General features: G+C 68.5%; 20 protein-coding genes, 1 tRNA gene, 1 pseudogene and 1 riboswitch. Of the genes and pseudogenes, 14 read left to right on the top strand and 8 right to left on the bottom strand.

Features of this window, described 5'->3' with window-relative positions; all coding sequences use genetic code 11:
- The first annotated feature begins 6 nt into the window (after positions 1-6).
- The 5 genes from ABH915_RS04010 to ABH915_RS03990 all read left to right on the top strand — a co-directional run bounded on the left by ABH915_RS04010 (position 7) and on the right by ABH915_RS03990 (position 6,790).
- Positions 7-1,425: a phosphomannomutase/phosphoglucomutase gene (locus tag ABH915_RS04010; RefSeq protein ID WP_370118048.1), complete on the top strand. Its 1,419-nt coding sequence runs from the start codon at positions 7-9 to the stop codon at positions 1,423-1,425.
- A 2-nt stretch (positions 1,426-1,427) separates the two neighbouring features.
- Positions 1,428-1,913 (top strand): hypothetical protein, encoded by a 486-nt coding sequence (locus ABH915_RS04005; protein WP_018774249.1) that lies wholly within the window; start codon positions 1,428-1,430, stop codon positions 1,911-1,913.
- Between the two features lie 20 nt (positions 1,914-1,933).
- Positions 1,934-2,383 (top strand): Rrf2 family transcriptional regulator, encoded by a 450-nt coding sequence (locus ABH915_RS04000; RefSeq protein ID WP_370118046.1) that lies wholly within the window; start codon positions 1,934-1,936, stop codon positions 2,381-2,383.
- Between the two features lie 192 nt (positions 2,384-2,575).
- Positions 2,576-5,473: a DNRLRE domain-containing protein gene (locus tag ABH915_RS03995; protein ID WP_370118043.1), complete on the top strand. Its 2,898-nt coding sequence runs from the start codon at positions 2,576-2,578 to the stop codon at positions 5,471-5,473.
- A gap of 156 nt (positions 5,474-5,629) precedes the next feature.
- Positions 5,630-6,790, top strand: a complete 1,161-nt coding sequence (locus tag ABH915_RS03990) for a globin domain-containing protein (RefSeq protein ID WP_370118040.1) — start codon at positions 5,630-5,632, stop codon at positions 6,788-6,790.
- Positions 6,791-6,887: 97 nt separating this feature from the next.
- Here the strand turns inward: ABH915_RS03990 and ABH915_RS03985 are convergent, their stop codons facing one another.
- Together ABH915_RS03985 and ABH915_RS03980 are read right to left on the bottom strand one after the other, a co-directional pair.
- The gene (locus ABH915_RS03985) at positions 6,888-8,285 is read right to left on the bottom strand and encodes an FAD-binding oxidoreductase (protein WP_370118037.1); all 1,398 of its coding nucleotides are present in this window, start codon (positions 8,283-8,285) and stop codon (positions 6,888-6,890) included.
- Between the two features lie 260 nt (positions 8,286-8,545).
- On the bottom strand, positions 8,546-10,381 hold the full coding sequence (locus ABH915_RS03980) for a phosphoenolpyruvate carboxykinase (GTP) (protein ID WP_370118034.1): 1,836 nt from the start codon (positions 10,379-10,381) through the stop codon (positions 8,546-8,548).
- A gap of 277 nt (positions 10,382-10,658) precedes the next feature.
- Between ABH915_RS03980 and ABH915_RS03975 the strand changes: the two genes are divergently transcribed.
- Positions 10,659-10,732, top strand: a tRNA-Arg gene (locus ABH915_RS03975).
- Positions 10,733-10,856: 124 nt separating this feature from the next.
- Here the strand turns inward: ABH915_RS03975 and ABH915_RS03970 are convergent.
- A complete protein-coding gene (locus tag ABH915_RS03970; RefSeq protein ID WP_370124927.1) occupies positions 10,857-11,585 on the bottom strand; it encodes a FadR/GntR family transcriptional regulator in 729 nt (242 codons plus the stop codon).
- A 165-nt stretch (positions 11,586-11,750) separates the two neighbouring features.
- On the opposite strand from ABH915_RS03970, the pseudogene ABH915_RS03965 reads away from it, so the two are divergent.
- From ABH915_RS03965 to ABH915_RS03945, 5 genes and pseudogenes are all read left to right on the top strand, one after another.
- Positions 11,751-13,263: pseudogene (locus tag ABH915_RS03965) on the top strand (NAD(P)/FAD-dependent oxidoreductase).
- Between the two features lie 163 nt (positions 13,264-13,426).
- Complete coding sequence (locus ABH915_RS03960) at positions 13,427-14,134, top strand: ABC transporter ATP-binding protein (RefSeq protein ID WP_370118031.1); 708 nt, start codon at positions 13,427-13,429, stop codon at positions 14,132-14,134.
- The gene (locus tag ABH915_RS03955) at positions 14,131-16,233 is read left to right on the top strand and encodes a YhgE/Pip family protein (RefSeq protein ID WP_370118028.1); all 2,103 of its coding nucleotides are present in this window, start codon (positions 14,131-14,133) and stop codon (positions 16,231-16,233) included. The genes ABH915_RS03960 and ABH915_RS03955 overlap by 4 nt, the downstream gene beginning before the upstream one ends.
- A complete protein-coding gene (locus ABH915_RS03950) occupies positions 16,230-16,892 on the top strand; it encodes a TetR/AcrR family transcriptional regulator (RefSeq protein ID WP_370118025.1) in 663 nt (220 codons plus the stop codon). The genes ABH915_RS03955 and ABH915_RS03950 overlap by 4 nt, the downstream gene beginning before the upstream one ends.
- A gap of 17 nt (positions 16,893-16,909) precedes the next feature.
- Positions 16,910-17,563, top strand: a complete 654-nt coding sequence (locus ABH915_RS03945; RefSeq protein WP_370118022.1) for a hypothetical protein — start codon at positions 16,910-16,912, stop codon at positions 17,561-17,563.
- A 103-nt stretch (positions 17,564-17,666) separates the two neighbouring features.
- On the opposite strand, the gene ABH915_RS03940 is transcribed toward ABH915_RS03945, so the two are convergent.
- The 5 genes from ABH915_RS03940 to ABH915_RS03920 all read right to left on the bottom strand — a co-directional run bounded on the left by ABH915_RS03940 (position 17,667) and on the right by ABH915_RS03920 (position 21,880).
- The gene (locus tag ABH915_RS03940) at positions 17,667-18,218 is read right to left on the bottom strand and encodes a hypothetical protein (RefSeq protein WP_370118019.1); all 552 of its coding nucleotides are present in this window, start codon (positions 18,216-18,218) and stop codon (positions 17,667-17,669) included.
- 136 nt (positions 18,219-18,354) lie between these two features.
- Positions 18,355-18,882 carry a histidine phosphatase family protein gene (locus tag ABH915_RS03935; protein ID WP_018774262.1) on the bottom strand — a complete coding sequence of 176 codons (528 nt, stop codon included), beginning with the start codon at positions 18,880-18,882 and terminating at the stop codon, positions 18,355-18,357.
- Positions 18,883-18,937: 55 nt separating this feature from the next.
- Positions 18,938-19,141: a dodecin family protein gene (locus ABH915_RS03930; RefSeq protein WP_018774263.1), complete on the bottom strand. Its 204-nt coding sequence runs from the start codon at positions 19,139-19,141 to the stop codon at positions 18,938-18,940.
- Positions 19,142-19,509: 368 nt separating this feature from the next.
- Positions 19,510-20,373 carry a winged helix-turn-helix domain-containing protein gene (locus ABH915_RS03925; protein WP_018774264.1) on the bottom strand — a complete coding sequence of 288 codons (864 nt, stop codon included), beginning with the start codon at positions 20,371-20,373 and terminating at the stop codon, positions 19,510-19,512.
- Between the two features lie 544 nt (positions 20,374-20,917).
- The gene (locus tag ABH915_RS03920) at positions 20,918-21,880 is read right to left on the bottom strand and encodes a hypothetical protein (RefSeq protein WP_370118014.1); all 963 of its coding nucleotides are present in this window, start codon (positions 21,878-21,880) and stop codon (positions 20,918-20,920) included.
- A 242-nt stretch (positions 21,881-22,122) separates the two neighbouring features.
- Here ABH915_RS03920 and ABH915_RS03915 point away from each other — a divergent pair, with 242 nt between their 5' ends.
- The 3 genes from ABH915_RS03915 to ABH915_RS03905 all read left to right on the top strand — a co-directional run bounded on the left by ABH915_RS03915 (position 22,123) and on the right by ABH915_RS03905 (position 25,651).
- Positions 22,123-22,863, top strand: coding sequence for a response regulator transcription factor (locus tag ABH915_RS03915; RefSeq protein ID WP_026539210.1), 741 nt, complete (start codon positions 22,123-22,125; stop codon positions 22,861-22,863).
- A 21-nt stretch (positions 22,864-22,884) separates the two neighbouring features.
- Positions 22,885-24,495: an ATP-binding protein gene (locus ABH915_RS03910; protein WP_370118010.1), complete on the top strand. Its 1,611-nt coding sequence runs from the start codon at positions 22,885-22,887 to the stop codon at positions 24,493-24,495.
- A 181-nt stretch (positions 24,496-24,676) separates the two neighbouring features.
- Positions 24,677-24,834: riboswitch (cyclic di-AMP (ydaO/yuaA leader) on the top strand.
- Position 24,835: 1 nt separating this feature from the next.
- Positions 24,836-25,651: a hypothetical protein gene (locus ABH915_RS03905; RefSeq protein WP_370118007.1), complete on the top strand. Its 816-nt coding sequence runs from the start codon at positions 24,836-24,838 to the stop codon at positions 25,649-25,651.
- The last annotated feature ends 38 nt before the right edge of the window (positions 25,652-25,689 follow it).

Below are 25,689 nucleotides of genomic sequence, written 5' to 3'. Positions count from 1 at the left end.
AGACGCGTGACTACGGACAAGACAAAGACTTTTGACCTCTCGACCTCGTTCAAGGCCTACGATGTGCGCGGAATCGTGGGGCAATCCATCACCGCGGAGATCGTCGAAGCCGTCGGCGCCGCCTTCGTCGACGTCCTGGAACTCACCGGGCAGACCGTGCTGGTGGGCGGGGACATGCGCCCCTCCTCCCCCGAGTTCGCCAAAGCCTTCGCCAACGGCGCAGCCACCCGCGGCGCCAACGTCCAGCTGCTGGACCTGATCTCCACCGACGAGCTCTACTACGCGTGCGGGGCCCTCAACGCCGCCGGCGCCACGTTCACTGCGAGCCACAACCCGGCCGAATACAACGGCATCAAGATGGCCAAGGCCGGCGCCGTGCCGATCTCCTCCGAAACCGGGCTCATGGAAATCCAGGCCCGCGCCGAGGAGTACCTCAACGCCGGCGCCATCCCCGCGGCCGGCAGCACTGGCCTGATTGGCGTGCAGGACGTCCTCAAGGGCTACGCGGAGTACCTTCGCAGCCTGGTGGACCTGCGCGGTTCCCGGCCGCTGAATGTTGTGGTGGATGCCGGCAACGGCATGGCCGGCCTCACCACCCCGGCCGTGCTTGGCGATGCCCTGCTGCCCAAGCTTCCCCTGGAGATCGTGCCGCTGTACTTCGAGCTCGACGGGTCCTTCCCGAACCACCCGGCCAACCCGCTGGAGCCGGAAAACCTGCGCGACCTGCAGGCCGCCGTGATCGAACACGGCGCGGACATCGGGCTGGCCTTCGACGGCGACGCCGACCGCTGCTTCGTGATCGACGAAAAGGGCGAGCCCGTCTCGCCGTCGGCCATCACGGGCATGGTGGCCCGCCGCGAAATCGCCCGCGCCCAGGGCCTTGGTGAAGACACGCCCACCGTCATCCACAACCTGCTGACCTCCCGCGCGGTTCCCGAACTCGTCGAACGCCACGGCGGCCGGCCCGTCCGCACCCGCGTCGGGCACTCCTTCATCAAGGCCGTCATGGCCGCGGAAGGGGCCATCTTCGGCGGGGAGCACTCGGCCCACTTCTACTTCCGCGACTTCTGGAATGCGGACACCGGCATGCTGGCCGCCATGCACGTCCTGGCTGCCCTGGGCGAACAGGAGGGCCCGCTCTCCGAGCTCGGCCGCGAATACGAGCCGTACCGGTCATCCGGCGAGATCAACTCGGAAATCGAGGACAAGGCCGCCGCCGTCGAGCGGGTCCGGAAGGACTTCCACGACGAGGACGTCGAGGTCGACTACCTCGACGGCAGCACCTTCATCGCCACCGACGGCAGCTACTGGTTCAATCTGCGCCCGTCCAACACCGAACCGTTCCTGCGCCTCAACGTCGAAGCCACGGACACCGCCACCATGGAACGCGTCCGCGACCGCGTCCTGGCGCTGGTCCGGGGCTAGCCGTGGCAGCCCACCCGGAAGAATCCGCCAACACCGGGTCCTGGCGCGAGTCCGTGCCGGACGCCAGCGCCACGGACCTGGAGAACCTGCTCGGCACCGGCGTCGGCGCCGCGCAGGAGCAGCTGGAACGCAACGGCGGCTTCCTGCCGTTCGCCCTGGTGGTGCAGAACGACGGCGAAGTCCGGCTGGTGGCCGTGACACCCGCGGACGCGAGCGACGGATCGGACGCCGACTTCGACGCGGACGCCATGATCCGGGACCTGCATGAGCTGCTCCGGCAGCACCGGGAGGAATTCCGGGCCGCCGCCGTCGTCTGCGACATCACGCTGCTCGAGGAAGACTCGGACGCCATCCACGTCGCGGCAGAGCACCAGGACGGCTCCCTGTTCGCCGCCGTGCTGCCCTACGCCGCGAACGCCGGGACGCACGAACTCGAGTTCGGCCAGCTGGCCGCCGATACCAACGAGCCCGCCGTCTGGGTGGACTAGACCGCCCTAAGGCTGGGGATATGAAGATCAATGCGTTCGCCGATGTGAGCCTGCGCGCTCTGCTGGTACTGGCGGCCGCTCCGGACGGCGGCCGCCTGACCACCCAGAGCATCGCCGACGCCGTCGGCACGCCGTACAACCACGTCAGCAAGGCGATGGCGAAACTGCGCGCACTGGGCCTGATCGACGTCGAACGCGGCCGCAACGGCGGATCCCGGCTGAGCAGCGCCGGCCGGACCGCAACGGTCGGCCAGCTGCTGCGGCAACTCGACACCCGCCTGGACCCGGCCGACTGCATCGCTACGGGCGGTACGTGCCCGCTCATCACCGAATGCCGGCTCCGGGCCGCGCTGGCCCGGGCCCGGGAAGCCTTTTATGGCGAACTCGACGGGATCGTGATCGCGTCGCTGCCGACCTCCCGGCAGATGGCGCCCGTTTTTGCGGCGATCGGGCTGCGCCCGGGGCTCTGAGCGGCCCAGCAGTCCGGCCCGCATCCCGCGGAAATCCGGCCCAATCTGGGGAAAACCTTTGGTTTGGCGTCCAAATGCCCGTCCTGGCGAGCCTGCCCATTGACGTCAAGCAGGCATGAGATGACAAAGTACCCCTAGGGAACGTCACCAAGCCGGTATTTTTTGTCTTTCCGGCCAGTCGAAGGGCCGCTGATGAAAAGTATCCGCTGGTTTAGCTCTGTCGGCGCCGCGGCGCTCCTGCTCACGTTCATCACGGCCCCCACCGCCCTCGCGGTGCCGACTGTGCTGGCGGTGGAGAGTGCGGCCGATACCTACACGTCCTCGTCGGCGCCCACCACGGACTTCGGCACGAGCGGCTCGCTCGCGGTCTACGGCTCACCGGATGCCACGGCGGTGCTCCGGTTCCAGTTCCCGCCAGCCCCGGCCGGGCAAACCCTGACCCGCGCGATCCTGCGCCTCCGCACCACCAGCCTGGCCTCCGCCGGCTCCGCCAACACCCTCAACATCCGCTCAGCGGCCGACTCCTGGTCCGAAACCGGCACCCTCTACGCCAACCGCCCCGCGGTATCCGGACCCACCCTCGGATCCCTGCCCGGCGGCACGGCCGCCAACACGGCCTACGACATCACCCTGGACACCAGCCTGATGGCCGGCTGGACCGGATCCCGGACCCTGGCCCTGACCGGCACCGGCACCGACAGCTCCTGGTTCTGGTCACGCCAGGCCTCCGCCACGCTGCGCCCCACCCTCACCCTCACCTACACGGACGCGGCCCCGCCCGACACCACCGCCCCGGGCGCGCCCGGTGCCCTCGCCGCCACAGTCACCGGAACCGCCGTCGCCCTGTCCTGGACCGCAGCAACCGACAACACCGCCGTCACCGGCTACACCATCCACCGCTCCACCACGGCAGGCTTCACCCCAGCCACCACCACCAGGATCGCCGACACCACCGGACTCAGCTACACCGACACCAACCGGCCCGCCGGAACCTGGTACTACCGCGTCACCGCCACCGACGCCGCCGGAAACACCGGCACCGGCTCCAACGAAGCCACCGCCACCATCCAACCCCCGCCCGACACCACCGCCCCGGGCGCGCCCGGGGCCCTGGCCGCCACAGTCACCGGAACCGCCGTCGCCCTGTCCTGGACCGCAGCAACCGACAACACCGGTGTCACCGGCTACACCGTCCACCGCTCCGCCACGGCAGGCTTCACCCCAGCCACCACCAGCAGGATCGCCGACACCACCGGACTCAGCTACACCGACACCAACCGGCCCGCCGGAACCTGGTACTACCGCGTCACCGCCACCGACGCCGCCGGAAACACCGGCACCGGCTCCAACGAAACCACCGCCACCATCCAACCGGCCGCTCCGCCGACGGTGCTGGCGGTGGAGAGTGCGGCCGATACCTACACCTCCTCGTCGGCGCCCACCACAGACTTCGGCACCAGCGGCTCGCTGGCGGTCTACGGCTCACCGGATGCCACGGCGGTGCTCCGGTTCCAGTTCCCGCCAGCCCCGGCCGGGCAAACCCTGACCCGCGCGATCCTGCGCCTCCGCACCACCAGCCTGGCCTCCGCCGGCTCCGCCAACACCCTCAACATCCGCTCAGCGGCCGACTCCTGGTCCGAAACCGGCACCCTCTACGCCAACCGCCCCGCGGTATCCGGACCCACCCTCGGATCCCTGCCCGGCGGCACGGCCGCCAACACGGCCTACGACATCACCCTGGACACCAGCCTGATGGCCGGCTGGACCGGATCCCGGACCCTGGCCCTGACCGGCACCGGCACCGACAGCTCCTGGTTCTGGTCACGCCAGGCCTCCGCCACGCTGCGCCCCACCCTCACCCTCACCTACACGGACGCGGCCCCGCCCGACACCACCGCCCCGGGCGCGCCCGGTGCCCTCGCCGCCACAGTCACCGGAACCGCCGTCGCCCTGTCCTGGACCGCAGCAACCGACAACACCGCCGTCACCGGCTACACCATCCACCGCTCCACCACGGCAGGCTTCACCCCAGCCACCACCACCAGGATCGCCGACACCACCGGACTCAGCTACACCGACACCAACCGGCCCGCCGGAACCTGGTACTACCGCGTCACCGCCACCGACGCCGCCGGAAACACCGGCACCGGCTCCAACGAAGCCACCGCCACCATCCAACCCGGTGCCGCTGGGACGGCGACCGTGCTGGCTGTCGGCGACATCGCCTGTGCCCCCGGCGCAGTTGTCACCACGTCGGCGTGCCGCCATGGCGACGTCGCCGCGGTGGTCACGGCCCAGTCGCCCGACAGGTTCATCGCCCTTGGGGATCTGCAGTACCAGAACGCCACTCTTGCCGAGTTCATGGGGGCCGGCGGCTACAACGACTCGTTCGGCGCCCTTAAGGGCATCACTTCTCCGGTGCTCGGCAACCATGAATATCTTGACAACACCCGCGGCTATTTCGACTACTTCTATGGCCCCGGCGTCACCACGGGCGGCTTCGGGTCCCGGCCGGACGGCTACTACTCGACGACGATCGGGGCCTGGACCTTCATCGCCCTGAACAGTGAGTGCGGGCCCGGCGGGGTGGCGGGTGGATGCGGGGTCGGCAGCCCGGAATATTTGTGGCTGCAGGACCGTCTCACGAATTCCCCGACCGCGTGCACCTTGGTGGCGGCGCACCATCCGCGCTGGTCAACGGGCGTGAACCACGGCTCCTACCCGGAACTGGGACCGATGTGGGACCTCATGGCCAGCCACGGTGTCGACGTCATGATCTCCGGGCACAACCACGTCAGTGAGATCTTCAAGCCGATCGGCGCGTCCGGCTCAGGCACGGTTCCGGCGCTCTCCCCGACCGGGATCCGGTCCTTTACCGCAGGCGCCGGCGGGGCGGATCTCCAGGCGTTGTCGGCGAACACCGATCCCCTCCTGACCGCCATGGTGGCCCGGAGCCGGAGCGCCTTCGGGCCGCTCAAATTGACCCTGAACGAGACGTCCTACTCCTGGCAGTTCCTCCCGCTTCCCGGCATGACGTTCACGAACATGGGCACAACCGGTTCCTTCTCCGGCAGCGACACGTGCCACTGACACCGCCCATTCACACCGGCCGCCACGCCCGGGATCCCGCCGATTTGGCACAGATTTCTACGCAGTGTAGAACTGAGGCATAGATATTTGTATTTCAAATGCAAGTATCGCCGCGGGCCCGGTTGAAGACGCCGGGCCACTACCTCAGGAGTCAACATGCTCTCGGACAAGTCCTTCCCGGTCATCGAGGCCACCCTGCCGCTGGTCGGTTCCCGGATCGGGGAGATCACCCCCAAGTTCTATGCCCGCCTCTTCGCCGCCCACCCCGAGCTGCTGGACGGCCTGTTCAGCCGCTCCAACCAGCGCTCGGGCAATCAGCAGCAGGCCCTGGCCGGAAGCATCGCCGCCTTCGCCAGCCACCTGGTGAACAACCCGGACACCCTGCCGGAGACCGTGCTGTCCCGGATCGCGCACCGCCACGCTTCCCTCGGCATCACCGAACCGCAGTACCAGGTGGTCTACGAGCACCTCTTCGCCGCCATCGCCGAGGACCTGGCCGAGGTCATCACCCCGGAAATCGCCGAGGCCTGGACCGAGGTCTACTGGCTCATGGCCGACGCCCTCATCAAGCTCGAGAAGGGCCTCTACGCGGCCCAGGCGAACGCCAAGATGTGGACCCCCTGGAAGGTTGCCGCCAAGACCCCGGCCGGCACCGGCTCCATGACCTTCACCCTGGAACCGGCAGACGACACCCCCATCACCGCGGCGCTGCCGGGCCAGTACGTCAGCGTCAAGGTCACCCTTCCGGACGGGCTCCGCCAGGTCCGCCAGTACTCCCTCTCCGGCGACGCCGGCACCAGCCGCAGCTTCACCACCAAGCTCGACGACGGCGGCGAGGTCTCCCCCGTGCTGCACAACAGCGTGGCCGTGGGCGACGTCATCGAAATCTCCAACCCCTACGGCGAAATCACGCTCAAGGAGGGCGACGGCCCCGTGGTCCTGGCCTCGGCCGGCATCGGCTGCACGCCCACGGCATCCATCCTGCGCTCCCTGGCCGAGTCCGGCTCGGACCGCCAGGTCCTGGTCCTGCACGCCGAAAGCACCCTGGACAGCTGGGCGCTGCGCTCCCAGATGACCGACGACGTCGAACGCCTGGACGGCGCCGATCTGCAGCTCTGGCTCGAGCAGCCCGAAGCCGGTTCCAACGCGGGCTTCATGACCCTGCGCGAGGTGGACCTCCCGGCCAACGCCTCGCTGTACCTGTGCGGCCCGCTGCCGTTCATGAAGAACATCCGCAACGAGGCCATCAGCGCCGGCATCCCGGCCACGAAGATCCACTACGAGGTCTTCGGCCCGGACATCTGGCTCGCCAGCTAAAACACTCATCGGTTGGAGTTCGACGGCGGCCCCGCACCTCGTGAAGGTGGGGGGCCGCCGTCGTCAAGCGGTGCCCGCGCAGCCGTCGCAGGGCGCGTCACCCCGCGGCGGGCGCCCCGGTGATCGCGTGGCCGAAGCGCAGGAGGTTCCCGGGGTCGTACGTGGACTTCGCGGACCGCATCCGCTCATAGACCGCAGGGGACCAGGCCCGGGCCCGGTCGGCCTCGTCGCCCGGTGCGCCATGGAAGTTGACCAGGGTATAGCCGGTGGAGTGGGGAGCCATCGCGGCCAGAATCCCGCCGATGGAGGCCGATACGGCCTCGGCAAGGGGCGGGATGTTGAACCCGACGAGGAAGAGCAGGAAAGCCGCGTCCCGCCCCGACACCGCATCCGGCAACGCATCCGGCACGGCAGCAGTCCGGGCCAGCGCGCCGCCGAGCGGCCGGACCTCCACCAGCAGCAGCGGGCAGTCCGAGCCTTCCCCGGTGAGCTCGAGCAGGTCAGCCACAGTCTCTTCGCCGAAATCCTTCAGGAGCGCACCGCCGTCCATGAAGGGCAGCGGGTCCGCCGGGTCCATGTGGATCTGGTCGACGTCGAGGTAGCTCATGGGCCCGGCCGTGTCCATCAGCGGGGTCGAGACCGCCCGCATCGGGGCAAGCAGCGCGTCGCCGGCCTCGCGGTTCCCCAGGAAGGCAAAGCGCAGGTGCACGACGAACTGGTTGCGCAGCGGCTCGGGAACGAAGTCCATGTCCGGAAGCCGCAGCAGGGAGACCGAGGGTGAGGCATCTTCAGGCAGCGTGGGCAGCCAGTGACGGAAGGCAGCCAGGACGGTGGCCGCATCCGCTCCGGGATAAATGATGCCGCCGCCGTAGAAGTCACTGAACGGAAAGAGGCTGAACTCAAGGGCGGTCACGATCCCGAGGTTGCCCTTGCCGCCGCGCATCAGTGCAAACAGCTCGGCCTCGGCGTCGGCGTCGATCCGCCGCAGCGCGCCGTCGGCGGTGACAATTTCCATGCTGCGGACGTGGTCCGCCGCGAAGCCGTGGGCGCGGCCGAGCACGGGCAGCCCGCCGCCGAGCGTGTAGCCGACGACGCCGACGTCGGTGCTGGAGCCATGCAATCCGAGGAGCCCGTGCGGCACGCTGGCCTCCAGGACAGTGCGCCACTTCACCCCCGCGCCGACGCGTGCGGTGCGTTCACCCGGATCGATCTGCAGGTCCTGCAGCCGGCGCGTGTTGATGAGCAGGCCGCCATCGATCGCCGATTCGGCGCCGTGCCCGGTGGACTGGACGGACACGGGAAGCCGGCGCTCCGCCGCCCATTTCACCGCGGCCGCGACGTCCCGGACATCTGCGGCACCCAGAACGACGTCGGGCCGGTGCACCGTCGCGACGTTGAAGGCGAACGTCTCCTCCGCGAATGCGGGGCTGTCCGGCAACGCGACCGGACCGCTGACAGCCCTGGACAAAGCATCGATGTCGTCATTGACAAGCATGAGGAACTCCTGAAATCTCGCTGACCGCGAGCAGGTCGGGGGCGCGGCCGCACCCGCCCGGAATGCCCCCAGCGCACGCTCCAACCGGCGGCCGGCCCGGCTGATGGAATGCGGACAAGCCTAGGGATCTGGCCGGACGCGGCCTAGGGACCTAAGTCCCGGCGTCACGGACGGCAACGAAAACGGCGGCCCCGCATCTTCCGGGAAGATGAGGGGCCGCCGTCGTTAGGGCGCTGTTATAGGTGCTGTTGGACCGGCTGCTACTGCTCGGCGGCCATGCGCTCCTTGAGTCCTGCGAGTTCGGCGCGCAGTGCCTCGGGCAGCGAGCTGCCGAAGTTGGCGAACCACTCCTCGATCGAGGCCAGCTCGGTGGTCCACTCCGCGGGGTCGACACGGACGGCCTCTTCAACCTGGGCCGGGGTCATGTCCAGGCCCTTGAGGTCGATCGCGTCAGCGGTGGGGACGAACCCGATGGGGGTCTCCACGGCGTCGGCCTTGCCCTCGAGGCGTTCGATGGCCCACTTCAGGACCCGGGCGTTGTCGCCGAATCCGGGCCAGGCGAAGCCGCCCTCGGAATTGCGGCGGAACCAGTTGACCAGGAAGATCTTGGGCAACCGCTCCGGGTTGGCCTTCGCGGACAGGTTCACCCAGTGGTTCAGGTAATCGCCTGCGTCGTAGCCGATGAAGGGCAGCATGGCCATCGGATCACGGCGGACAACGCCGACGGCACCCGCTGCCGCGGCAGTGGTCTCCGAGGACAGGGTGGAGCCCATGAAGATGCCGTTGGACCAGCTGCGCGCCTCGGTGACCAGCGGGATGGTGGTCTTGCGGCGGCCGCCGAACAGGATCGCGGAAAGCTCCACGCCGTCCGGGTTGTAGTACTCCTCGGCCAGCATGTCGATCTGGTCGATCGGCGTGCAGAAGCGGGAGTTCGGGTGGGCGGCGGGCGTGTCCGAATCCGGGGTCCAGGAGTTACCCTGCCAGTCGGTCAGGTGCGCGGGCACCTCGTCGGTCATGCCCTCCCACCACACGCCGCCGTCGTCCGTCAGGGCGACATTGGTGAAGATGCTGTGGCCCTTGGCGATGGCGCGCATCGCGTTGGGGTTGGTGCCCCAGCCGGTGCCCGGCGCCACGCCGAACAGGCCGGCCTCGGGGTTGACGGCGCGGAGCTCGCCTTCCTTGCCGAACCGCATCCAGGTGATGTCGTCGCCGAGGGTTTCGACCTTCCAGCCCTCAATGGTCGGATCCAGCAGGGCGAGGTTGGTCTTGCCGCAGGCCGACGGGAAGGCGGCGGAGATGTAGTAGTTCTTCTGCTCCGGCGAGGTCAGCTTGAGGATGAGCATGTGCTCGGCCAGCCAGCCTTCGTCGCGTGCCATCACCGAGGCGATGCGCAGGGCGTAGCACTTCTTGCCGAGCAGGGCGTTGCCGCCGTAGCCGGAGCCGAAGGACCAGATGGAGCGCTCCTCCGGGAAGTGGACAATCCACTTGTCCGGGTTGCAGGGCCACGGGACATCGGCCTGGCCGGGGGCCAGCGGGGCGCCCAGGGAGTGCAGTGCGGGGACAAAGAACGCGTTGGTCGCGGTGATCTTGTCCAGGACCTTGGTGCCGATGGTGGCCATGATGCGCATGGAGGCGACGACGTAGGCACTGTCCGTGATCTCGACGCCGAACTTCGGGTCCTCGGCGTCCAGGTGGCCCATCACGAAGGGGATCACGTACATGGTGCGGCCGCGCATGCAACCGGAAAACAGGCCGCGCAGCTTTTCCTTCATCTGCGCCGGGGCCATCCAGTTGTTGGTGAAGCCGGCGTCGTGTTCCTTCTCGGAGCAGATGAAGGTCTGCTCTTCGACGCGGGCCACGTCGGCGGGGTCGGAGAACGCCGCGAAGGACTTGGGGAAGAGTTCCTCGTTCAGCCGGGTCAGGGTGCCGGCGGCAACGAGCTCGTCGGTGAGCCGCGTGTTCTCCGCTTCCGACCCATCAACCCAGTAGATCCGGTCCGGCTGTGTCAGTTCAGCCACCTCTTCTACCCATGCCAGCAGACCGGCATGTGTGGTGGGTGCCTTTTCAAGCAACGGCAGTCGCGCCAGATCTCCCATTACGGTTCCCTTCCTCGGGTTCAGTGGTGTGTCCTAAATGCTAGGGCTCGGCAGGGGGCCCATTCCGGGCCCGGACATGGGATGACCAGGGCGGAATAAATCAAAAACCGCGGAAATTCAAGGAACTGGCCGGCCACCATCCCTCCTTTTTGTGACTAAGGTCACGTAGACCGGTCTAGTCGGCTAAATTACACCCGCTTCGATTTGTAACTGGGCCCGGCCTCGCGTAAAGTAATTCGAGGTTCGGGGAGCGAGAAGTTCTCCAAGAGCCGAGAATGCGCCCATAGCTCAGCTGGATAGAGCGTCTGTCTACGGAACAGAAGGTCAGGGGTTCGAATCCCTTTGGGCGCACAGATAAAGATCCGCCCCGGTTCGCCGGGGCGGATCTTTTGCTTTAACCACCGGGTGCCTTAGGCGCCACGGCACCGGGTTAGGCTCCGCCGGTTGCTGGGCCGGAGCGGCCCAGCAGCAGGGATCAGGACGTGGTCCGGACGATGATGTTGCGGATGTCGTCGAAATGCGTGCTGAGCCGCTCGGAGGCGAGGGCCTTGTCCGCCGTTGCGACAGCCTCATAGATCCCCCGGTGCACTGCGGCCGTTGCCTGCAGGTCGACGGCGTACGGTCCGCCGAGTTCGAGGTGGATCCGGCGGTAGACCTTCCAGAAGACGTCCATCAGGCTGATCAGCAGGTCGTTGTTCAACGGCTCGAAAAGCCTGCGGTGGAACTCCGCGTCGGCCTCTATGAAGGGCTCCCCCGCGGCAGCCAGGGCTTCCATCCGGTTCACGGACTCCTCCACGGCGGCCAGCTGTTCGGCGCTGATCCGGTCCATGGCGGCGCCGACCAGGCCCGATTCAAGTGCTTGCCGGACCTCCACGAGCTGCAGGGCTTCCTCGCCCTGATGGCGCAGCGACAGCCGGGCCCGGAAGGTGAGCCCGTCGGTCAGGGCCTCGAAATTGCTCGGCGCCACGAACATGCCGAACCCGTGGCGGATCTCAATGACACCCAGCGCCTGGAGCGCCTTCAAGGACTCGCGCAGGGTGTTGCGGCCGACGCCGAGTGCCGCCGTAAGTTCGTTCTCGGTCGGCAACGGGTCGCCGGGAACCAGGTCGCGTTCCAGGATCAGGTCCAGGATGTCCGACTGGAGCGCCCGGAGCCGGGCCTGGGCGCTGAACCTCGCCAGCGGTATGGCCGGGCCTGTTGTCATGTTGCGTGCGGCCATGGCCGCCTCCTCCCCCAAATATGGTCCCAACAGTATCGACCGTACCCCGTCCTGCAAAGGGTTCGGCCCGGCACATTACGCCGGAACCCCGCACCGCCGGAGCCCGGCGCTCCCCCGGATCCGGCCATGGCCCCGGCGTAGGCTGGTGCCATGACGGCACAGATTGAGCGGGAATTCGATGTCATTGTGATCGGCGCCGGGGCTGTGGGCGAGAATGTGGCGGACCGCGTGGTCCGCGGCGGCCTGACAGCAGTGCTCATCGAGGCGGAGCTGGTCGGCGGCGAGTGCTCCTACTGGGCCTGCATGCCGTCAAAGGCGCTCCTGCGGCCGGGCACTGCGCTGCATGGCGCGCAAACGGTCCCCGGCGCCCAGGAAGCAGTCACCCGCACCCTGGATCCGGCAGCCGTGCTCAAGCGGCGGGACTACTTCACCTCGAACTGGCAGGACGACAGCCAGGTCAAGTGGGTGGAGGACACAGGCATCGAACTGATCCGCGGCCACGGCTGGATCACCGCTCCGCGGCAGGTCGAGGTGGCCGGGCTGGACGGCAACGGCTACGCGCTCACGGCCCGGCACGCCGTGGTGGTCGCCACAGGCTCCGCCCCCAACCAGCCGCCGGTCGAGGGGCTTCACGACGTCGAGTACTGGACCACCAGGGAGGCGACCTCGGCACGCGCGGTCCCCGCGCGGCTTGCGGTCCTCGGCGGCGGCGTTGCCGGCGTCGAACTCGCCCAGGCCTATGCCCGCCTTGGCTCGTCCGTGACTCTCGTGGCCCGCGGCGGGCTCCTGGGCGTTTTCCCGAAGCAGGCCGCAGACCTGGTCGCTGCCGGCCTGCGCGCCGATGGCGTCGACCTCCGCCTGCACACGGGTACGCGGAGTGTGCATGAGAACGACGACGGCTCCCTCACCGTCGTGCTCGACGGCAGCCCCAAGGACGGCCCGGGCGCCGGCCCCGCTGCCGGCGCGGCCCCCGGCGCGACTATCACGGCGGACAAGCTGCTTGTCTCCACGGGCCGGCACCCCGCCCTTGAGGGGCTCGGCCTGGACAGCGTCGGCCTCACGGCACCGGAGGGCGGGACCCTGCGGCTCACCACCGATTCCACCGGACTAGTCCACCACGCCACCGGGAACGATGTGTCCGGTTCCCCGTGGCTCTATGCTGCGGGCGACGCCGCCGGACGGGCGATGCTGACGCACCAGGGCAAGTACGGGGCGCGGGCCACCGGAGACGCCATTGCCGCCCGGGCCAAGGGGGAACTCAGCGGCGAGCCGGCACCGTGGAGCCGCTTTGCCCAGACGGCCTATGAGCACGCGGTGCCGAACGTGGTGTTTACCGATCCGGAACTGGCGAACGTCGGCCGGACCATGGCGCAGGCGGAGAAGGACGGCTTCCGGGCCTCCGCCGTGGAACTCCCCATCCAGGTGGCCGGCTCCTCCCTGCACGCCGAACACTACGGGGGGTGGGCGCAGCTTGTCATCGACGAGGACCGCAAGGTGCTGCTGGGCGCCACGTTCGGCCGGCCCGGATGTGGCTGAACTCCTGCACGCAGCCACCATTGCGGTGGTGGGGGAAGTGCCGCTGGACCGGCTGTGGCACGCCGTGCCCTCCTATCCGACCATCAGCGAGGTCTGGCTCCGCCTGCTGGAGGAGTACGGCCTCTGACCGGCCGGGGATGAGCCGCCGGCGCCGCGGCCCCGCGGCACCGGCTGAGGCTGCGGCCGCAGGCGGCGGCACGTCTCCTTCATCACACCGCCCGCATTCTATTTGAACTGACTGGTCAGTTTAGTTAGCCTTGAGTGGACATCGTTTCTGCGAAAGGCCCGCTTTGCTCTGCGTACACCAGCTCTCCGTGACCGGCCGGCGGGATGACCTGCTGCCGCCCACCTCGCTGGAGGCCGCACGCGGTGGCCTCCTGCTCGTCGAAGGTGTCCGCCAGGACCAGCGCACCGCCCTGGCCCTGGCCCTGAGCGGGCGCATGAAGCCGTCCGCCGGAACCGTGGGCTGGGACGGAAGTGCCCGGATCAAGGACCTCCGGCAGGCAAGCAGCGTGGTCGACTCCCCCGGCGTCAACGAGCCCGAACAGCACCTGAGCGTCCGCGACCTCGTCACCGAGGACCTGGCCCTGGTGCCGCGCCGCCACCGGGGCGCCGCGCGCAGCACACCCTGGCTCAGGCTCAACGGGTTCGAAGACATCGCCTCGCTGTGGACCGAGCAGCTGCCGGCGGGCCGGCGGATCGAGCTGCTCACGGCGCTTGCCCTCGCCAATCCGGACACCGGCCTCCTCGTGGTCGACTCCCCCGATCGGCACAGCGGCGACACTGCCGACTGGCTGCCGCGGCTGCAGGAACTGGCGCACGACGCCGGGCGGCCGCTCGCCGTCGTCGCCACCGTCACCCGGATCCCGGAGCGCTGGTCCGGGCCCGCCGCCATGATCGGCAATGCACTCGAGCACCAAAAGCTCGCGCACGAAAAGCTCGCATCCGAAACCCTCCGAACAGAACCCCTCTCCCCCGAAACCGAGGACGCAAAGTGACTGTGCTGCGGCTGGCCCGCTCCGAGCTCAAACGAATGACCGGCGGGCTGCTGCCCAAGCTGACCATCCTGGCCCTGGCCCTGGTCCCGCTGCTTTACGGCGCCGTGTACCTCTACGCCAACTGGGATCCGTACGGCAAGCTGAACCAGATCGATGCCGCCCTGGTGGTCCAGGACTCCGGTGCCACGGCCGCCGACGGCACGCGGCTGGAGGCCGGCCGGAAGGTCGCCGAGTCCCTGGTGGATGGCCACGTCTTCAACTGGAAGACGGTCGCCAGCACCGAGGAAGCGGACCAGGGCGTCAGTAACGGAACGTACGCGTTCGCCCTGAAAATCCCGCAGGACTTCTCCGCGAACCTGGTCTCCCCCGGCAGCTTCGACGCCGCCAACCAGGCCATGCTCAACGTCACCACCAACGATGCCAACAACTATCTCCTGAGCACCATCGTGGACAAGCTGACCACCGCGGTGCACACCACGGTCGCCAAGGAGGTGGGCGAGGAGACCGCCAACCAGCTCCTCACCGGATTCGGCACCATCCACACGCAGATGCTCAAGGCCTCCGACGGCGCGGGCCAGCTCGCCGACGGCGTCGCCCGGCTCCACGAGGGCACCGTGACACTGCACCAGGGCACCGGCGAGCTCAAAACCGGTGCCACCGAGCTCTACAACGGCGAGCTCAAGCTCCGCGACGGCGCCGCTTCGCTCAGCGCCGGGGCCGGCCAGCTCAGCAGCGGCCTCACCCAACTCAAGGACAAGACTGCGGCCCTGCCCGCCGACGCACAGCGGCTGGCCGACGGCGCCGCGCAGGTGGCGGCCGGCAACGCCGCGCTCAACACCGCGTTTAACAACACAGTGCAGGCCATCCCCGGGCAGCTTGCCGCCGCGCAAGAGTCCGCGCAGCAAGCCGCCGCGCAGGCCCAGCGCAGCAGGGTGGTGGCCTCCACCTCCCGCCTGGTCGCCGCCGGCGTCCTCACCCAGGAGCAGGCCGACAAGGTAGTGGCCGACGTCGACGCCACCCCCGCGCCGCCCGCGCCGCCCGCGGCTTCCGCAGCTTCAGCTGCGGCGGCTGCCTCCGGCGCCAAGCTGCAGGCCGCCGCGGCGCAGGTCCAGAAGCTGGCCGACGGTTCCGCCGCCGTCAGCGCCGGCGCGGCTCAGCTGGCGGGCGCCGCGCCCGCCCTCAGCGACGCCGTCGCCAAGGCCTCCGCCGGGGCGGACCAGCTCGCCGACGGTTCTGCGGCCCTCGCCGCCGGCCAGCAGAACGCCGTCGACGGTGCGGGCAGGCTCGTGCAGGGTGCGCAGAAACTCGACGACGGCGCGGCGCAGCTGGAGAGCGGTGCGGCGACCGCCTCCGACGGCGCGGGAACACTCGCCGCGGAACTCGCCAAGGGCGCCGGCAAGGTCCCCAACCCCGACGATGCCCAGAAGAACAGCCTCTCCAAGGTCATGGCCGATCCGGTGGCCGTCAGCAATGTCTCGCAGGCCAAGGCCGGGTCCTACGGCGCCGGGCTGGCACCGTTCTTCCTGACACTGGCCCTGTGGATCGGCATCTTCATGCTGGTGCAGGCGATGCGCCCGGTCACCCAGCGGGCGCTGGCCTCCAATGCACCGGCCTGGAAGATTGCCGCAGGCGGGTGGCTCCCCTTCCTCGCGGTCTCCGCCGTGCAGGCAAGCCTGCTGACCCTGGTGGTGGACGTGGGGCTCGGACTGGACCCCGCCCACCCGGTGCTCATGTGGTTCCTCATGCTGGCGGCTGCGATGGCGTTCAGCGCAATCATCCAGGGCGTGGTGGCGCTTTTGGGCTCGCCCGGCAAGCTCGTGGTGCTCATCCTGCTGGTGTTGCAGCTGGTGTCCTCCGGCGGCACTTTCCCGTGGCAGACCACGCCCGAACCGCTGCACGTGGTCCACCAGATCCTGCCGATGGGCTACGTGGTCAGCGGCATGCGGCACCTGATTTACGGTGCTGACCTGGCACTGATCCTGCCCACCATGCTGGGTCTGGTTGGCTACACTTTGCTGGGACTGGCAATGTCGACCGTTGCCGTCCGAAAGAACAAATTCTGGACGCTCAAGACGCTGAAACCGGAGATCGCCGTATGACCACCAGCCCCAGCGGCGGCAGCCTGACAGGTTCCGGGGACGCCGGGAAGAAGCTCCGCCCTGCCCGCACGAACGCCACAAAACAGAAACTGTTCGAGGCGTCCATGGAACTGATCGGCGAGCGCGGCGCGGCGGGCGTGACAGTGGACGAGATCGCCACGGCGGCCGGGGTGTCCAAGGGCACCGTGTATTACAACTTTGGCAGCAAGTCGGACCTGATCGCCCAGCTGCTGCGCCACGGCGTGGACATCCTCCTGGCACGGCTCTTGAGTGTCCGCGACGACTCCGCCGATCCCCTCGCCGCCATGGAGGAGGTGATCGGCCAGGCCATGGACTTCATGGCCGAGTACCCGTCGTTCGCCCGGCTTTGGGTCAGCGAAAACTGGCGCACCCCCAGCGAATGGCAGGACACCTTCGCCGAGCTCCGCGGGCGCCTGCTCGCGGTGATCGGCTCTGCCATCGACAGCGTCGCCGCCGTCTATCCCGTGGATTCCGGCGTATCCCGGGGCAGCCTGGAAACGGCAATCTTTGGGGCCTGCTTCGTGGTGGGCCTGGACCGCCAGACGTACAACCCGGAGCGGACCAGGGAGCAAAGTGTGGCCGCAATCATGGCCTCCATGCGCGGCTACGTCGTGAAGCAGCCGCCCACTCAGGCATGATTGTTCACATGCGTCACATGGGTACCAGTGGGAAAGTCGCCATCGGAGCGTTCCTCACTGCCCTGGCACTTCTGGTCCTGACCGGAATCACCCTGCACGAGTGGGTGCTGGTGTGGTTCGTCGGGGCTGCCGCCACGGCCTATGTGGCCTGCGTGGCGGAGGTGGTGGTCAGGCGCCGGCACAAGACTTTGGCCGCGAGCGGGGTCGGCAGCATCCTCTTCATCGCGTTCGGGGTCGCCTTCCTGCGCCAGTGGGGGCTGGCCTTCAACCCCGATCCCGATGCCCTGTCCACGCGCGTCGATTCCGAGCATCCGGATTTGTACTTCTATCTGGCCGCGGCCGCCGGAGCCGTCACCTTACTGTTGCTGTTCGCCGGCACTGTCCTGCCCGGCAGGAGCCACGGCCGGCGTTCCCCGGGCCGGGCTCCGCGGCGCCGCCCGGCGCCCGTCGCGCGAGGCGCGGGGTCCAGGTCCGCGAACCCGCGGCCTTCCGCGCCGCGTCCGACGCCGAGAGGCACCGCCGCCCGTCCGGCGATTCCGCGGGCGGCTGCCCGGCCCGCGGCCAAGTCGCCGGCCAAGCCCGCGGCGAAGGCGCCAGTCAAGCCCGCGGCGAAGACTCCGGCCAAGGCACCTGCCCCCAAATCACCGGCCCGGGCCTCCGCCCGCCGCTGAGTTCCGCGCACCGCCACCCTGACCGCGGAGCGGCTCAGCTCAGGAGTTTCCGCCCGGAGGCAGCTCAGGGGTTCGGCTCAGAGGTTCGGCTCAGAGGTTCGGCTCAGAGGTTTCGCGGCCTGTCTTCCCGGGGGGCCGCATCCGGGCCCGGGGTGGTGTCGGTCCGGGTGACGTCCTCGCGGCTGCGCTGGTCGGCCGACGCTTGCTCGCCGGACGCTTGCTGGCCGGGGACGGGGGTGCCCGCTGCTGGCTCGGCGGTGGCCCGCTCGGCGCGCAAATCCCCACGGGTCGGCATTTGCGCGCTTTCGGCTTCGCGTTCGGAGGTGACCACGTCAGGGTCCACTTCGTCGGCTTTGCGCAGTTGCTCCTGCGCGCCGGAGCGGACGCTTTCGGCCTCCTCCTTGCGGTTGCGGGCTTCCTGCCGCAGCCGCTCGGCCTCGAGGTCGGCCTCTTGGGCGTCGGCCTCGGCACGGGCCGCCTTGGCCTCGCGTTCCCGCGCAGCGAATTCGTCGGCCTTGGCCTGTTCACGCATCTCGGCGGCGCGGTTCCGGTCCGCGGCCACCTTGCGCTTGCGGCTGACCATGACCGCCACCGCCACGATCGCTAGCACCACGACGATGCCGACAATAATTCCTATGAGCTGCCCTGAATCCACGTTGATCACCTTTTCTCCGGGTTGCAACAGATGCCCCAAAACCACTGGAAAAACCACATGACTAAACAGCATCAGTAAAGCGCAGATCGGCGCCGGTTGCTATGGATTCCGCAGCCCTCACCGGGCGGACCTGCGGTTATTTGGCGCGGGGGACCTTGAAGTGGGTCAGCTTGGCGTCCTGGCCGTCCAGTTCCGCCCAGGACTTTTCCGTTTCCAGGATGGTCAGTCCGCTGGTCGGATAGCGCGTGGCGGCATCCATGTAGGCATCGTGGTCGGAGTCTCGCGACGCCAGATGCATGGCAAGGTCCTGCACACCGGGCATGTGTGAAATCACCATGAGGGTGGTCACGGTGTCCGGGACGTGGTTGATGACGGCCAGCATGCGCAAGGCGGAGGCGGCGTACAGGCCGTCCTCGAGCTTGGGCGTCGGCGCCTTGTCCCCGAGGGCGTGGCACACCCACGTGCAGGTCTGGCGGGTCCGCAAAGCGCTGGAGCAGAGGATGAAATCAGGGACCACGCCGTGCTTGAGCAGCCACTTTCCGGCGACGGGGGCGTCCTTGTGGCCGCGTTCTTCGAGCGGCCTTTCGTGGTCGGCAACCCCGCCGGGCCAATCGGACTTGGCGTGCCGCATGATCACCAGCCGTTTGATGTGATGCGCGCTCATGCCCCAATCCTAGTGCGGTGGCTGGCCCACGGGCGCGCATCCCACCAGCGTTCGCTCAGTCTTCAAGGACAAAGGTCACTTCCAGCACGACGTGCCAGGCAACGACGGCGCCGTCGCTGATTTCGACCTTTTGTTCCTTCACCCATGCCCCCGTGACATTGCGAAGGGTCTTGTTTGCCCGGTCGATGCCCTCCTTGATGGCAGCATCAAACGAGGTCTTGGAGTTCGCGCTCAGGGTAGTAATCCGTGCAACAGACATGTTTTCCTCCCAATAGTCGGCTCAACGGTCCGAGACTACGCCGGACCCCCGAAAGGCAACAGAGTCCACCCAAAACCACCCGCGGCGGCCTCGGAGGCAGTAAAGGACAACCCAGCCGCGGAGGCACATACCCGTCAGCGAGCCCACCCAAAGTCCCGTTCCGGAGAGTGAGGGCGCTGTAGCGCAGCGGCACATCCCGAAAGCGCGCAGGACGGTGTTTTGCGTAGTGCCGCATCGCCGACTGAGGAACGAAGGAGGTGTCTAAGGCACGGCAAAATGCCGTGCTGCGCGCGTCAAACGGGCACCGCGAAAGCGAAAGCGCCCGCCCCCTACAAGTAGGGAACGGACGCTTTACGGCAAGGAAGAAGCTAGATCGAGTATTCCGGAGCGGCCCAGACAACCACTTCGGGGTGCTCGTAGAACCGGTAGCCCTGGCCGCGCACGGTGCGCACGGTGTTGGCGAGGCGGCCGAGCTTGGAACGCAGGCGGCGGATGTGGACGTCGATGGTCCGCTCGTTCGGGACCTCTTCGGCGTTCCGCCACAGGCCTTCGAGGAGCTCGTCGCGGCCAACGGTGCGGGTGCCGTTCTCCACGAGGTAGTTCAGGAGCTCGAATTCCTTGAACGTCAGGTTCAGGGATTCGCCGTCGAGGTGCACCTCGCGGCGGGCGAGGTCGATCAGCACGCCGGAAGGCCGCGGATCCTGCGGCTGCTGCAGGCGGGCGGTCTCGGTGCGCTGGCGGGCCCCTGCGGTGGGGTCGCCGAAGGTCGAGCGGACGACGTCGAGGGCGGAACCCGGTGCACTGGCCGGCGCGACGGCGACGGCGGCGTAGCTTTCGGCGCCGGCCACGAGCGACTGTGCGTAGGCCCGGATTTCCTGGGCAAGCTTGGCGATGGAGGTGCCGGCCGCAGCCGCGGTTTCCTCGTCGATGCCCATGTACAGCACGAAGCCGCGGGCGACATTGTCACTGGGAGCCGGACGGACCGGGCTGCCGGCACCCGGGGCGATCACGGGGGTGGGCGCCGTGGCGGGGGCGGGCGGAACGGCACGGAGCTGGCCGTAGGAGTCAGGGTTGTAGCCCTGCGCTGCATATCCGGGGGCGGGGAAGCTGCCCGTGGATCCGGCGGGGGCGAACGCGGAGCGGCCGCCAAAGCCCTGGCGGATCCCGGAGGCCTGGCCGGCCTTGCTGGCGTTACGGACGGAGATGTGGACGTATCCGGATGCAACTGACATGGAATGCTTACCTCAATGTGAATGGCCGTCATCGCGGCTCGAATGCTTCTTTCCCCGCAATGAAATTGGGGAGGGGCGCCCGACTCTGGGCTGGGGGCGAATGCCTAGAAACCTTTAGGGGTGTAAAAGTTAGGCGTGCATTCGACAACAGCGCATCTCGGTACCAGCGGGTGTGCTGATCCAGGAAGCTGCGGCTGCAGGTGCTGTTGAGTTCTTGTTCACAATTGAAGTGTGCAACGTAACAATGTAAACGTGCAAGTAACAATGGACCCCGGATTCCACATAGTGAGACAGATCAAGGATTTGTAGCGCAAGTCACAATTCTGCAGCGGCAATAAAATAACAAGTGTTTTACCGACCGGGAGGTCAGGAAGTGTTCTTTGCCGAATGTTATTCGGCCTCAAGGCGCAAAGCCGCGGAAATCATTCACAGCACGGCAAGTTGGGCAAACCGGGTCTGCCCACCGTTCCCTGCGCGGGGGTCCACGAAGTGGGCAGCCGGCATTGCCGCCGGCCAGGCACGGCGGCAATGCCGGCTGCGGCGATCAGTTCGACTGGCCGGTGGCCGTCGCCGCCACCACCATGACGGAGGCCGCCGTGTAGCCGGAACCTTCCTTGGCCGACACGATCCGCACCGTCCCGCCCGCGACGATGTCCGCCACGCTCAGCTGGGTGCCCGTGCCGCCTGCCTGCTGGCGCCGCTGTTGCAGATTACTCACCACCACGTCGCTGCCCAACGCATAGCTGCGCGTGAAACCGTCGCTGCTCTTGACCGTCACGGAGGAAGAGCTGACTTCGCTCACTGTGCCCAGCTGCTCGGCCATCGTCGTGTAGGCGCTTCCTTGCAGCACCACGTATTCGGCATGCACGGCCGCCGAAAGCCCGCTGCCCATCCCGCCGGCAGCGAAATCGCCGGGACCGCCCTGTCCCGGCATGCCCCCTCCCCCGAAACCGCCTTGCGCGGAACCGTCTTGTGGGGAACCGTCTTGTGCGGAGCCGGGCACGCCCGGGGCGAAACCCTGGCCGCCGGCTCCCCCGGCCGCCGCCCCGCCGGCGGCACCAGTGGCTGCCGTGGCACTTGAGGTCAGGGCATAGACGCCCGCCCCGGCGCCGACAGCCAGGACAGCCGCGGCCCCGGCGACGGCGAGCCCCCGCTTGAGGGTCCAGGGCTTCGACGCCGAGGCTGTCTTGGCGGAAGTTCCCGGCGCGCCCCAGCCTGTGGCCGCCGCAGTCGCAGGAGGCTCCTGCCGGGGCATGCCCCAGGCCGGTTCCGACGCTGGAACCGTCCAGACCGGGGGCGCGCCCCAGCCGGCAGCTGGGCCCACTGCCGGCTGCCCTGTGTCGGAGTGCCCGGCGTCGGAGTGCCCGGCGTCGGAGTGCCCGGCGTCGTGCTGCCAGGCAGCGCGGGGCGCCGTCACGGGCGCGGGCGCCGTTGTTGCGCCGGTTGTGGGCGCGGGGGCGGGTACGGGGGCTGGTCCGGAACCGGCTCCGGGACGCTGACCGCTCATGGTGTTTCTCCTTCGGGTGCGGATCGGTGTTCACCCCAGAGTGGTGAGCGATCCTGTGCCTGGGCTGTGCGGGCCGACAGCCCGGCCTGTGACGTTCGGGCCTGACGGGAAAGGGCGGATTGAGCGCGGCCGTCGCCGCCTGTACGGTCCCGCAACGGCGTCCAGCTCGCTAGGCTGGGATTCACAGGTGCCGCACAGGGTCCCCAAAGCCGCGCCTAACCGGCAGATCGGAGAGTTGTCCCATGGCCACTTCGCACTCCATGACCAACAACCTTCCCCAGCTCACGCATCCGGACGGCTCCCCCATCCGCGCCCTCGTGGTGGATGACGAGCCCAGCCTCTCCGAACTCATGAGCATGGGCCTGCGGATGGCCGGATGGTCCGTGGCCGTGGCCGAGGACGGGCCCGGCGCCGTCCGGCTGGCCAAGGAGTTCCGCCCGGATGTGCTGGTGCTGGATGTGATGCTGCCCGGGTTCGACGGCGTCGAACTGCTGAGCAGGATCCGCGCGTTCGCGCCGGAGGTGCCGGCGCTGTTCCTGACGGCCAAGGATGCCGTCCAGGACCGCATCACCGGGCTGGCAGCCGGCGGCGATGACTACGTCACCAAGCCGTTCAGCATGGAAGAGGTGCTGCTGCGCCTGCACCGGCTGGTCCAGCGCTCCGGGGTGGCCGCCATGGACACCGCCGAGCTCGTGGTGGGAGACCTCGTGCTCAATGTCGACACCCGCGAAGTCACCCGGGCCGGGGAGGAACTGCACCTGACCGCCACGCAGTTCGAGCTGCTGCGCTACCTCATGGAAAACCCGAAACGGGTCATCAGCAAGGCCCAGATCCTGGACCGCGTCTGGGACTACGACTTCGGCGGGCAGGCGAACATCGTGGAACTGTATATTTCCTACCTCCGCAAGAAGGTCGACGCCAACCACGCTCCCATGATCCACACGGTGCGCGGAGCCGGGTACGTCCTGAAACCGGCGGACTGATCCGTGCCCTCACTTTCTGGCATGACCCGCGTCCCCGGACGCGACTGGCGCAACCCGTCCACGTGGCATTTGCGCACCAGGCTGGTCCTGGTTGCCATGGCGCTGCTCGTGGCCATCTGCGGCGCTGTGGGCTTGTTCAGCTACGCCTCCATGGACCTCTTCCTCACCCGGCAACTCGACACCCAGCTGGACCAGGCCTCCCACCGTTCGAGCGAGTTCGGCCGGCCCTCCTCGGACGATTCGGGCAGGCGCCCCGACCCCCTCGAAGCCCGGGGACAGGGCGTCGGGACGCTTAACGCCCGGATACTGGACGACGAAGTCAGTAGGGCCGGCTTCCTGGCCGGGGACGGCGCGGTCAAGAGCCTCTCCCCCGCCGACAACAAGGTTCTCCTGACCCTCACCCCAAACGGTGTGCCCGTGGACCGGACCCTTTCGGCCGGCGCCTACCGGCTCACGGCCGCGCGTGCGCCATACGGCGACGTGATTGTGACCGGACTCCCGCTGGCAGAAAAGCAAAACACCCTGACCTCCCTGGTCTGGACCATGGTGGTGGTGTCCGCAGGCGGGCTCGTGTTGATCGGGCTCGCCGGCACGGCCCTGATCCGGCGGACCATGAAGCCGCTGGAACAGCTCTCCGAGGTGGCCACCAAGGTCTCCCGCCTCCCGCTGGACGCCGGCGAGGTGGCGCTAGGGGTGCGCGTCCCGACGTCGGCGGCCCATCCCGGAACGGAAGTGGGCAGCGTGGGCTACGCGCTGAACAAGATGCTGGACAACGTCTCCAACGCCCTCGAAGCGCGGCAGGAGAGCGAGATGAAGGTCCGGCAGTTCGTCGCCGACGCCTCGCACGAACTCCGCACCCCGCTTACGGCCATCCGCGGCTACACGGAGCTGATGCGAATGACCGAGCATTTCACCCCCGACGGCGAGAGGTCCCTCGCCCGTGTGCAAAGCCAGTCCGAGCGGATGACCACGCTCGTGGAGGACCTGCTGCTGTTGGCGCGTCTGGACGAGGGGCAGCCGCTCAAGATCTCCGACGTCGACCTCACCCAACTGGCCATCGAGACGGTCAGCGATGAGAAAGTCATGGCCCCGGACCGCATCTGGCAGCTCGAACTTCCGGACGAGCCCTTGGTGGTGCGCGGTGATGCGACCCAGCTTCACCAGGTCCTCGCCAACCTCCTGTCCAATGCGCGCAAGCACACCGAACCCGGGACCAAGGTGGTCACGGGCGTCATGCGCTCGGCTGACGGCAGTGCCGTGGTCACCGTGACAGACAATGGCAGCGGCATCGCCCCGGAATTTATCGGCCGGGTCTTCGCCCGCTTCGCCCGGGCCGACGCCTCACGCACCAATCCGGCGTCGAGTCCCGCAGCCCTCCCCGCCAGTTCGGTGGTCGCGACGGCGGGGGTCGGGTCCGGGGCCGCCGCACGCCCGCCTTCCGGCGCCGTTTCCGGCAGCCGCGGCGGCCAGGGCACGGCGACCGCTGCGCCGACTTCCGAAGGCACCAGCGGGTTGGGCCTGTCCATCGTCCAGTCGATCGTGGAGGCCCACGGAGGAACCGTCGAGGTCACGTCCCGGCCAGGGCGCACTGAGTTCGCCGTGCGGCTGCCCGCCGCGCCGCCGTCGGCATAGACGGCGCGGCCGGCGCCGCAAGGACCCGGGACCGGACGTCTGGTCAATCCGGCGCAACCCGCCACCCCGGCCCTGTGATTCCTGTTACCAAAATGTGACTTAAGCGGTTGGGTCCTGTAGCGTCTTTAGAGTGCGCCGCCATCGGTGCCGCATATCCGGACGGACGCCAAACTCTGCCGCTTCCCGGATTCCGCTGGACCAGGCAGAGGCGGGGGACCCAGAGTTCCCGGGCATTCTGCATTCATGCGCCCTCGGGGTGAAGCCGACACGTGATATTCCGTGCGGCCGGATGACCTCATCCGAACCCGACAGCTAACTCCGCCGGCGTTGAGAGGCCACCATGACTGAATTCCAGGTACAAACGCGCCCTGACGGCGATTCGCATTCCCGCTCAGTTGGCGCAGCTAAGTCGCGCCACCGCGCCGAACCGGCCAAACGGGCATCCGCCCTGTCGCGGTTCGCCGCCGGACTCGGTACAACCGGCCGCCGTGCCGCCGTCGTCACCGCCGCGTGCGCGCTGCTGCTGGGTGGCGGCGCCGCCAGCCAGGCGGCAGAGCCGGGCGCCCACACGGCGAACGTTGCGAGCCAGACGGCCACGATCGCCGACCCGCTGGCCAAGCTCAACTTCGAGCGGGTCCAGGTGGCTGGGCCGACCGCTCCGGCGGAAAAGAACGTGGCTCCCCAGATCTCCGAGGTTAAGGCAGCCGAAGCGCTGATCCCCGCCCCCGCTGCTCCCGCACCTGCTCCGGCTCCCGCGGCAGCTCCCGCTCCCGCTCCCGCACCCGCACCCGCACCGGCACCCGCACCGGCAGCCGCTCCTGCCCCCGCACCGGCACCGGTCGCAATTGACGACCCTGCCGGGGCCCAGGCCTACGCCGCGTCCCAGCTGGGCCGCTATGGCTGGGCACCTGGCCAGATGCAGTGCCTGCACAAGCTGTGGACCAAGGAATCTGACTGGAAGACCACCGCGACGAACGCCAGCAGCGGCGCCTACGGCGTGGTCCAGTCCCTGCCCGCCACGAAGATGGCGAGCGCCGGCGCCGACTACATGACCAACTACCGGACCCAGATCAACTGGGGCCTGAACTACGTCAAGTCGCGCTATGGCTCCCCCTGCGGCGCCCTGAACTTCCACTACGCACACAACTGGTACTAAACCGGCACTAACCGGCCCCGCCAAGGAGGCCCCGGATC

This window comes from Arthrobacter sp. MW3 TE3886 (assembly GCF_041262145.1).
Classification (GTDB): Bacteria; Actinomycetota; Actinomycetes; order Actinomycetales; family Micrococcaceae; genus Arthrobacter.
The sequence above is the reverse complement of the archived record's forward strand: the minus strand, read 5'-3'. Positions and strand labels throughout refer to the sequence as shown.

What these genes read in the sequence shown, in the direction of transcription:
- ABH915_RS03995 (WP_370118043.1), top strand. Translation starts at nt 2,576, where the DNA reads ATGAAAAGTATCCGCTGGTTTAGCTCTGTCGGCGCCGCGGCGCTCCTG.
- ABH915_RS03945 (WP_370118022.1), top strand. Translation starts at nt 16,910, where the DNA reads ATGGGTACCAGTGGGAAAGTCGCCATCGGAGCGTTCCTCACTGCCCTG.
- ABH915_RS03980 (WP_370118034.1), bottom strand. Translation starts at nt 10,381, where the DNA reads ATGGGAGATCTGGCGCGACTGCCGTTGCTTGAAAAGGCACCCACCACA.
- ABH915_RS04000 (WP_370118046.1), top strand. Translation starts at nt 1,934, where the DNA reads ATGAAGATCAATGCGTTCGCCGATGTGAGCCTGCGCGCTCTGCTGGTA.
- ABH915_RS03915 (WP_026539210.1), top strand. Translation starts at nt 22,123, where the DNA reads ATGGCCACTTCGCACTCCATGACCAACAACCTTCCCCAGCTCACGCAT.
- ABH915_RS03985 (WP_370118037.1), bottom strand. Translation starts at nt 8,285, where the DNA reads ATGCTTGTCAATGACGACATCGATGCTTTGTCCAGGGCTGTCAGCGGT.
- ABH915_RS03905 (WP_370118007.1), top strand. Translation starts at nt 24,836, where the DNA reads ATGACTGAATTCCAGGTACAAACGCGCCCTGACGGCGATTCGCATTCC.
- ABH915_RS03925 (WP_018774264.1), bottom strand. Translation starts at nt 20,373, where the DNA reads ATGTCAGTTGCATCCGGATACGTCCACATCTCCGTCCGTAACGCCAGC.
- ABH915_RS03970 (WP_370124927.1), bottom strand. Translation starts at nt 11,585, where the DNA reads ATGACAACAGGCCCGGCCATACCGCTGGCGAGGTTCAGCGCCCAGGCC.
- ABH915_RS03950 (WP_370118025.1), top strand. Translation starts at nt 16,230, where the DNA reads ATGACCACCAGCCCCAGCGGCGGCAGCCTGACAGGTTCCGGGGACGCC.
- ABH915_RS03990 (WP_370118040.1), top strand. Translation starts at nt 5,630, where the DNA reads ATGCTCTCGGACAAGTCCTTCCCGGTCATCGAGGCCACCCTGCCGCTG.
- ABH915_RS03910 (WP_370118010.1), top strand. Translation starts at nt 22,885, where the DNA reads ATGACCCGCGTCCCCGGACGCGACTGGCGCAACCCGTCCACGTGGCAT.
- ABH915_RS03935 (WP_018774262.1), bottom strand. Translation starts at nt 18,882, where the DNA reads ATGAGCGCGCATCACATCAAACGGCTGGTGATCATGCGGCACGCCAAG.
- ABH915_RS03920 (WP_370118014.1), bottom strand. Translation starts at nt 21,880, where the DNA reads ATGAGCGGTCAGCGTCCCGGAGCCGGTTCCGGACCAGCCCCCGTACCC.
- ABH915_RS03930 (WP_018774263.1), bottom strand. Translation starts at nt 19,141, where the DNA reads ATGTCTGTTGCACGGATTACTACCCTGAGCGCGAACTCCAAGACCTCG.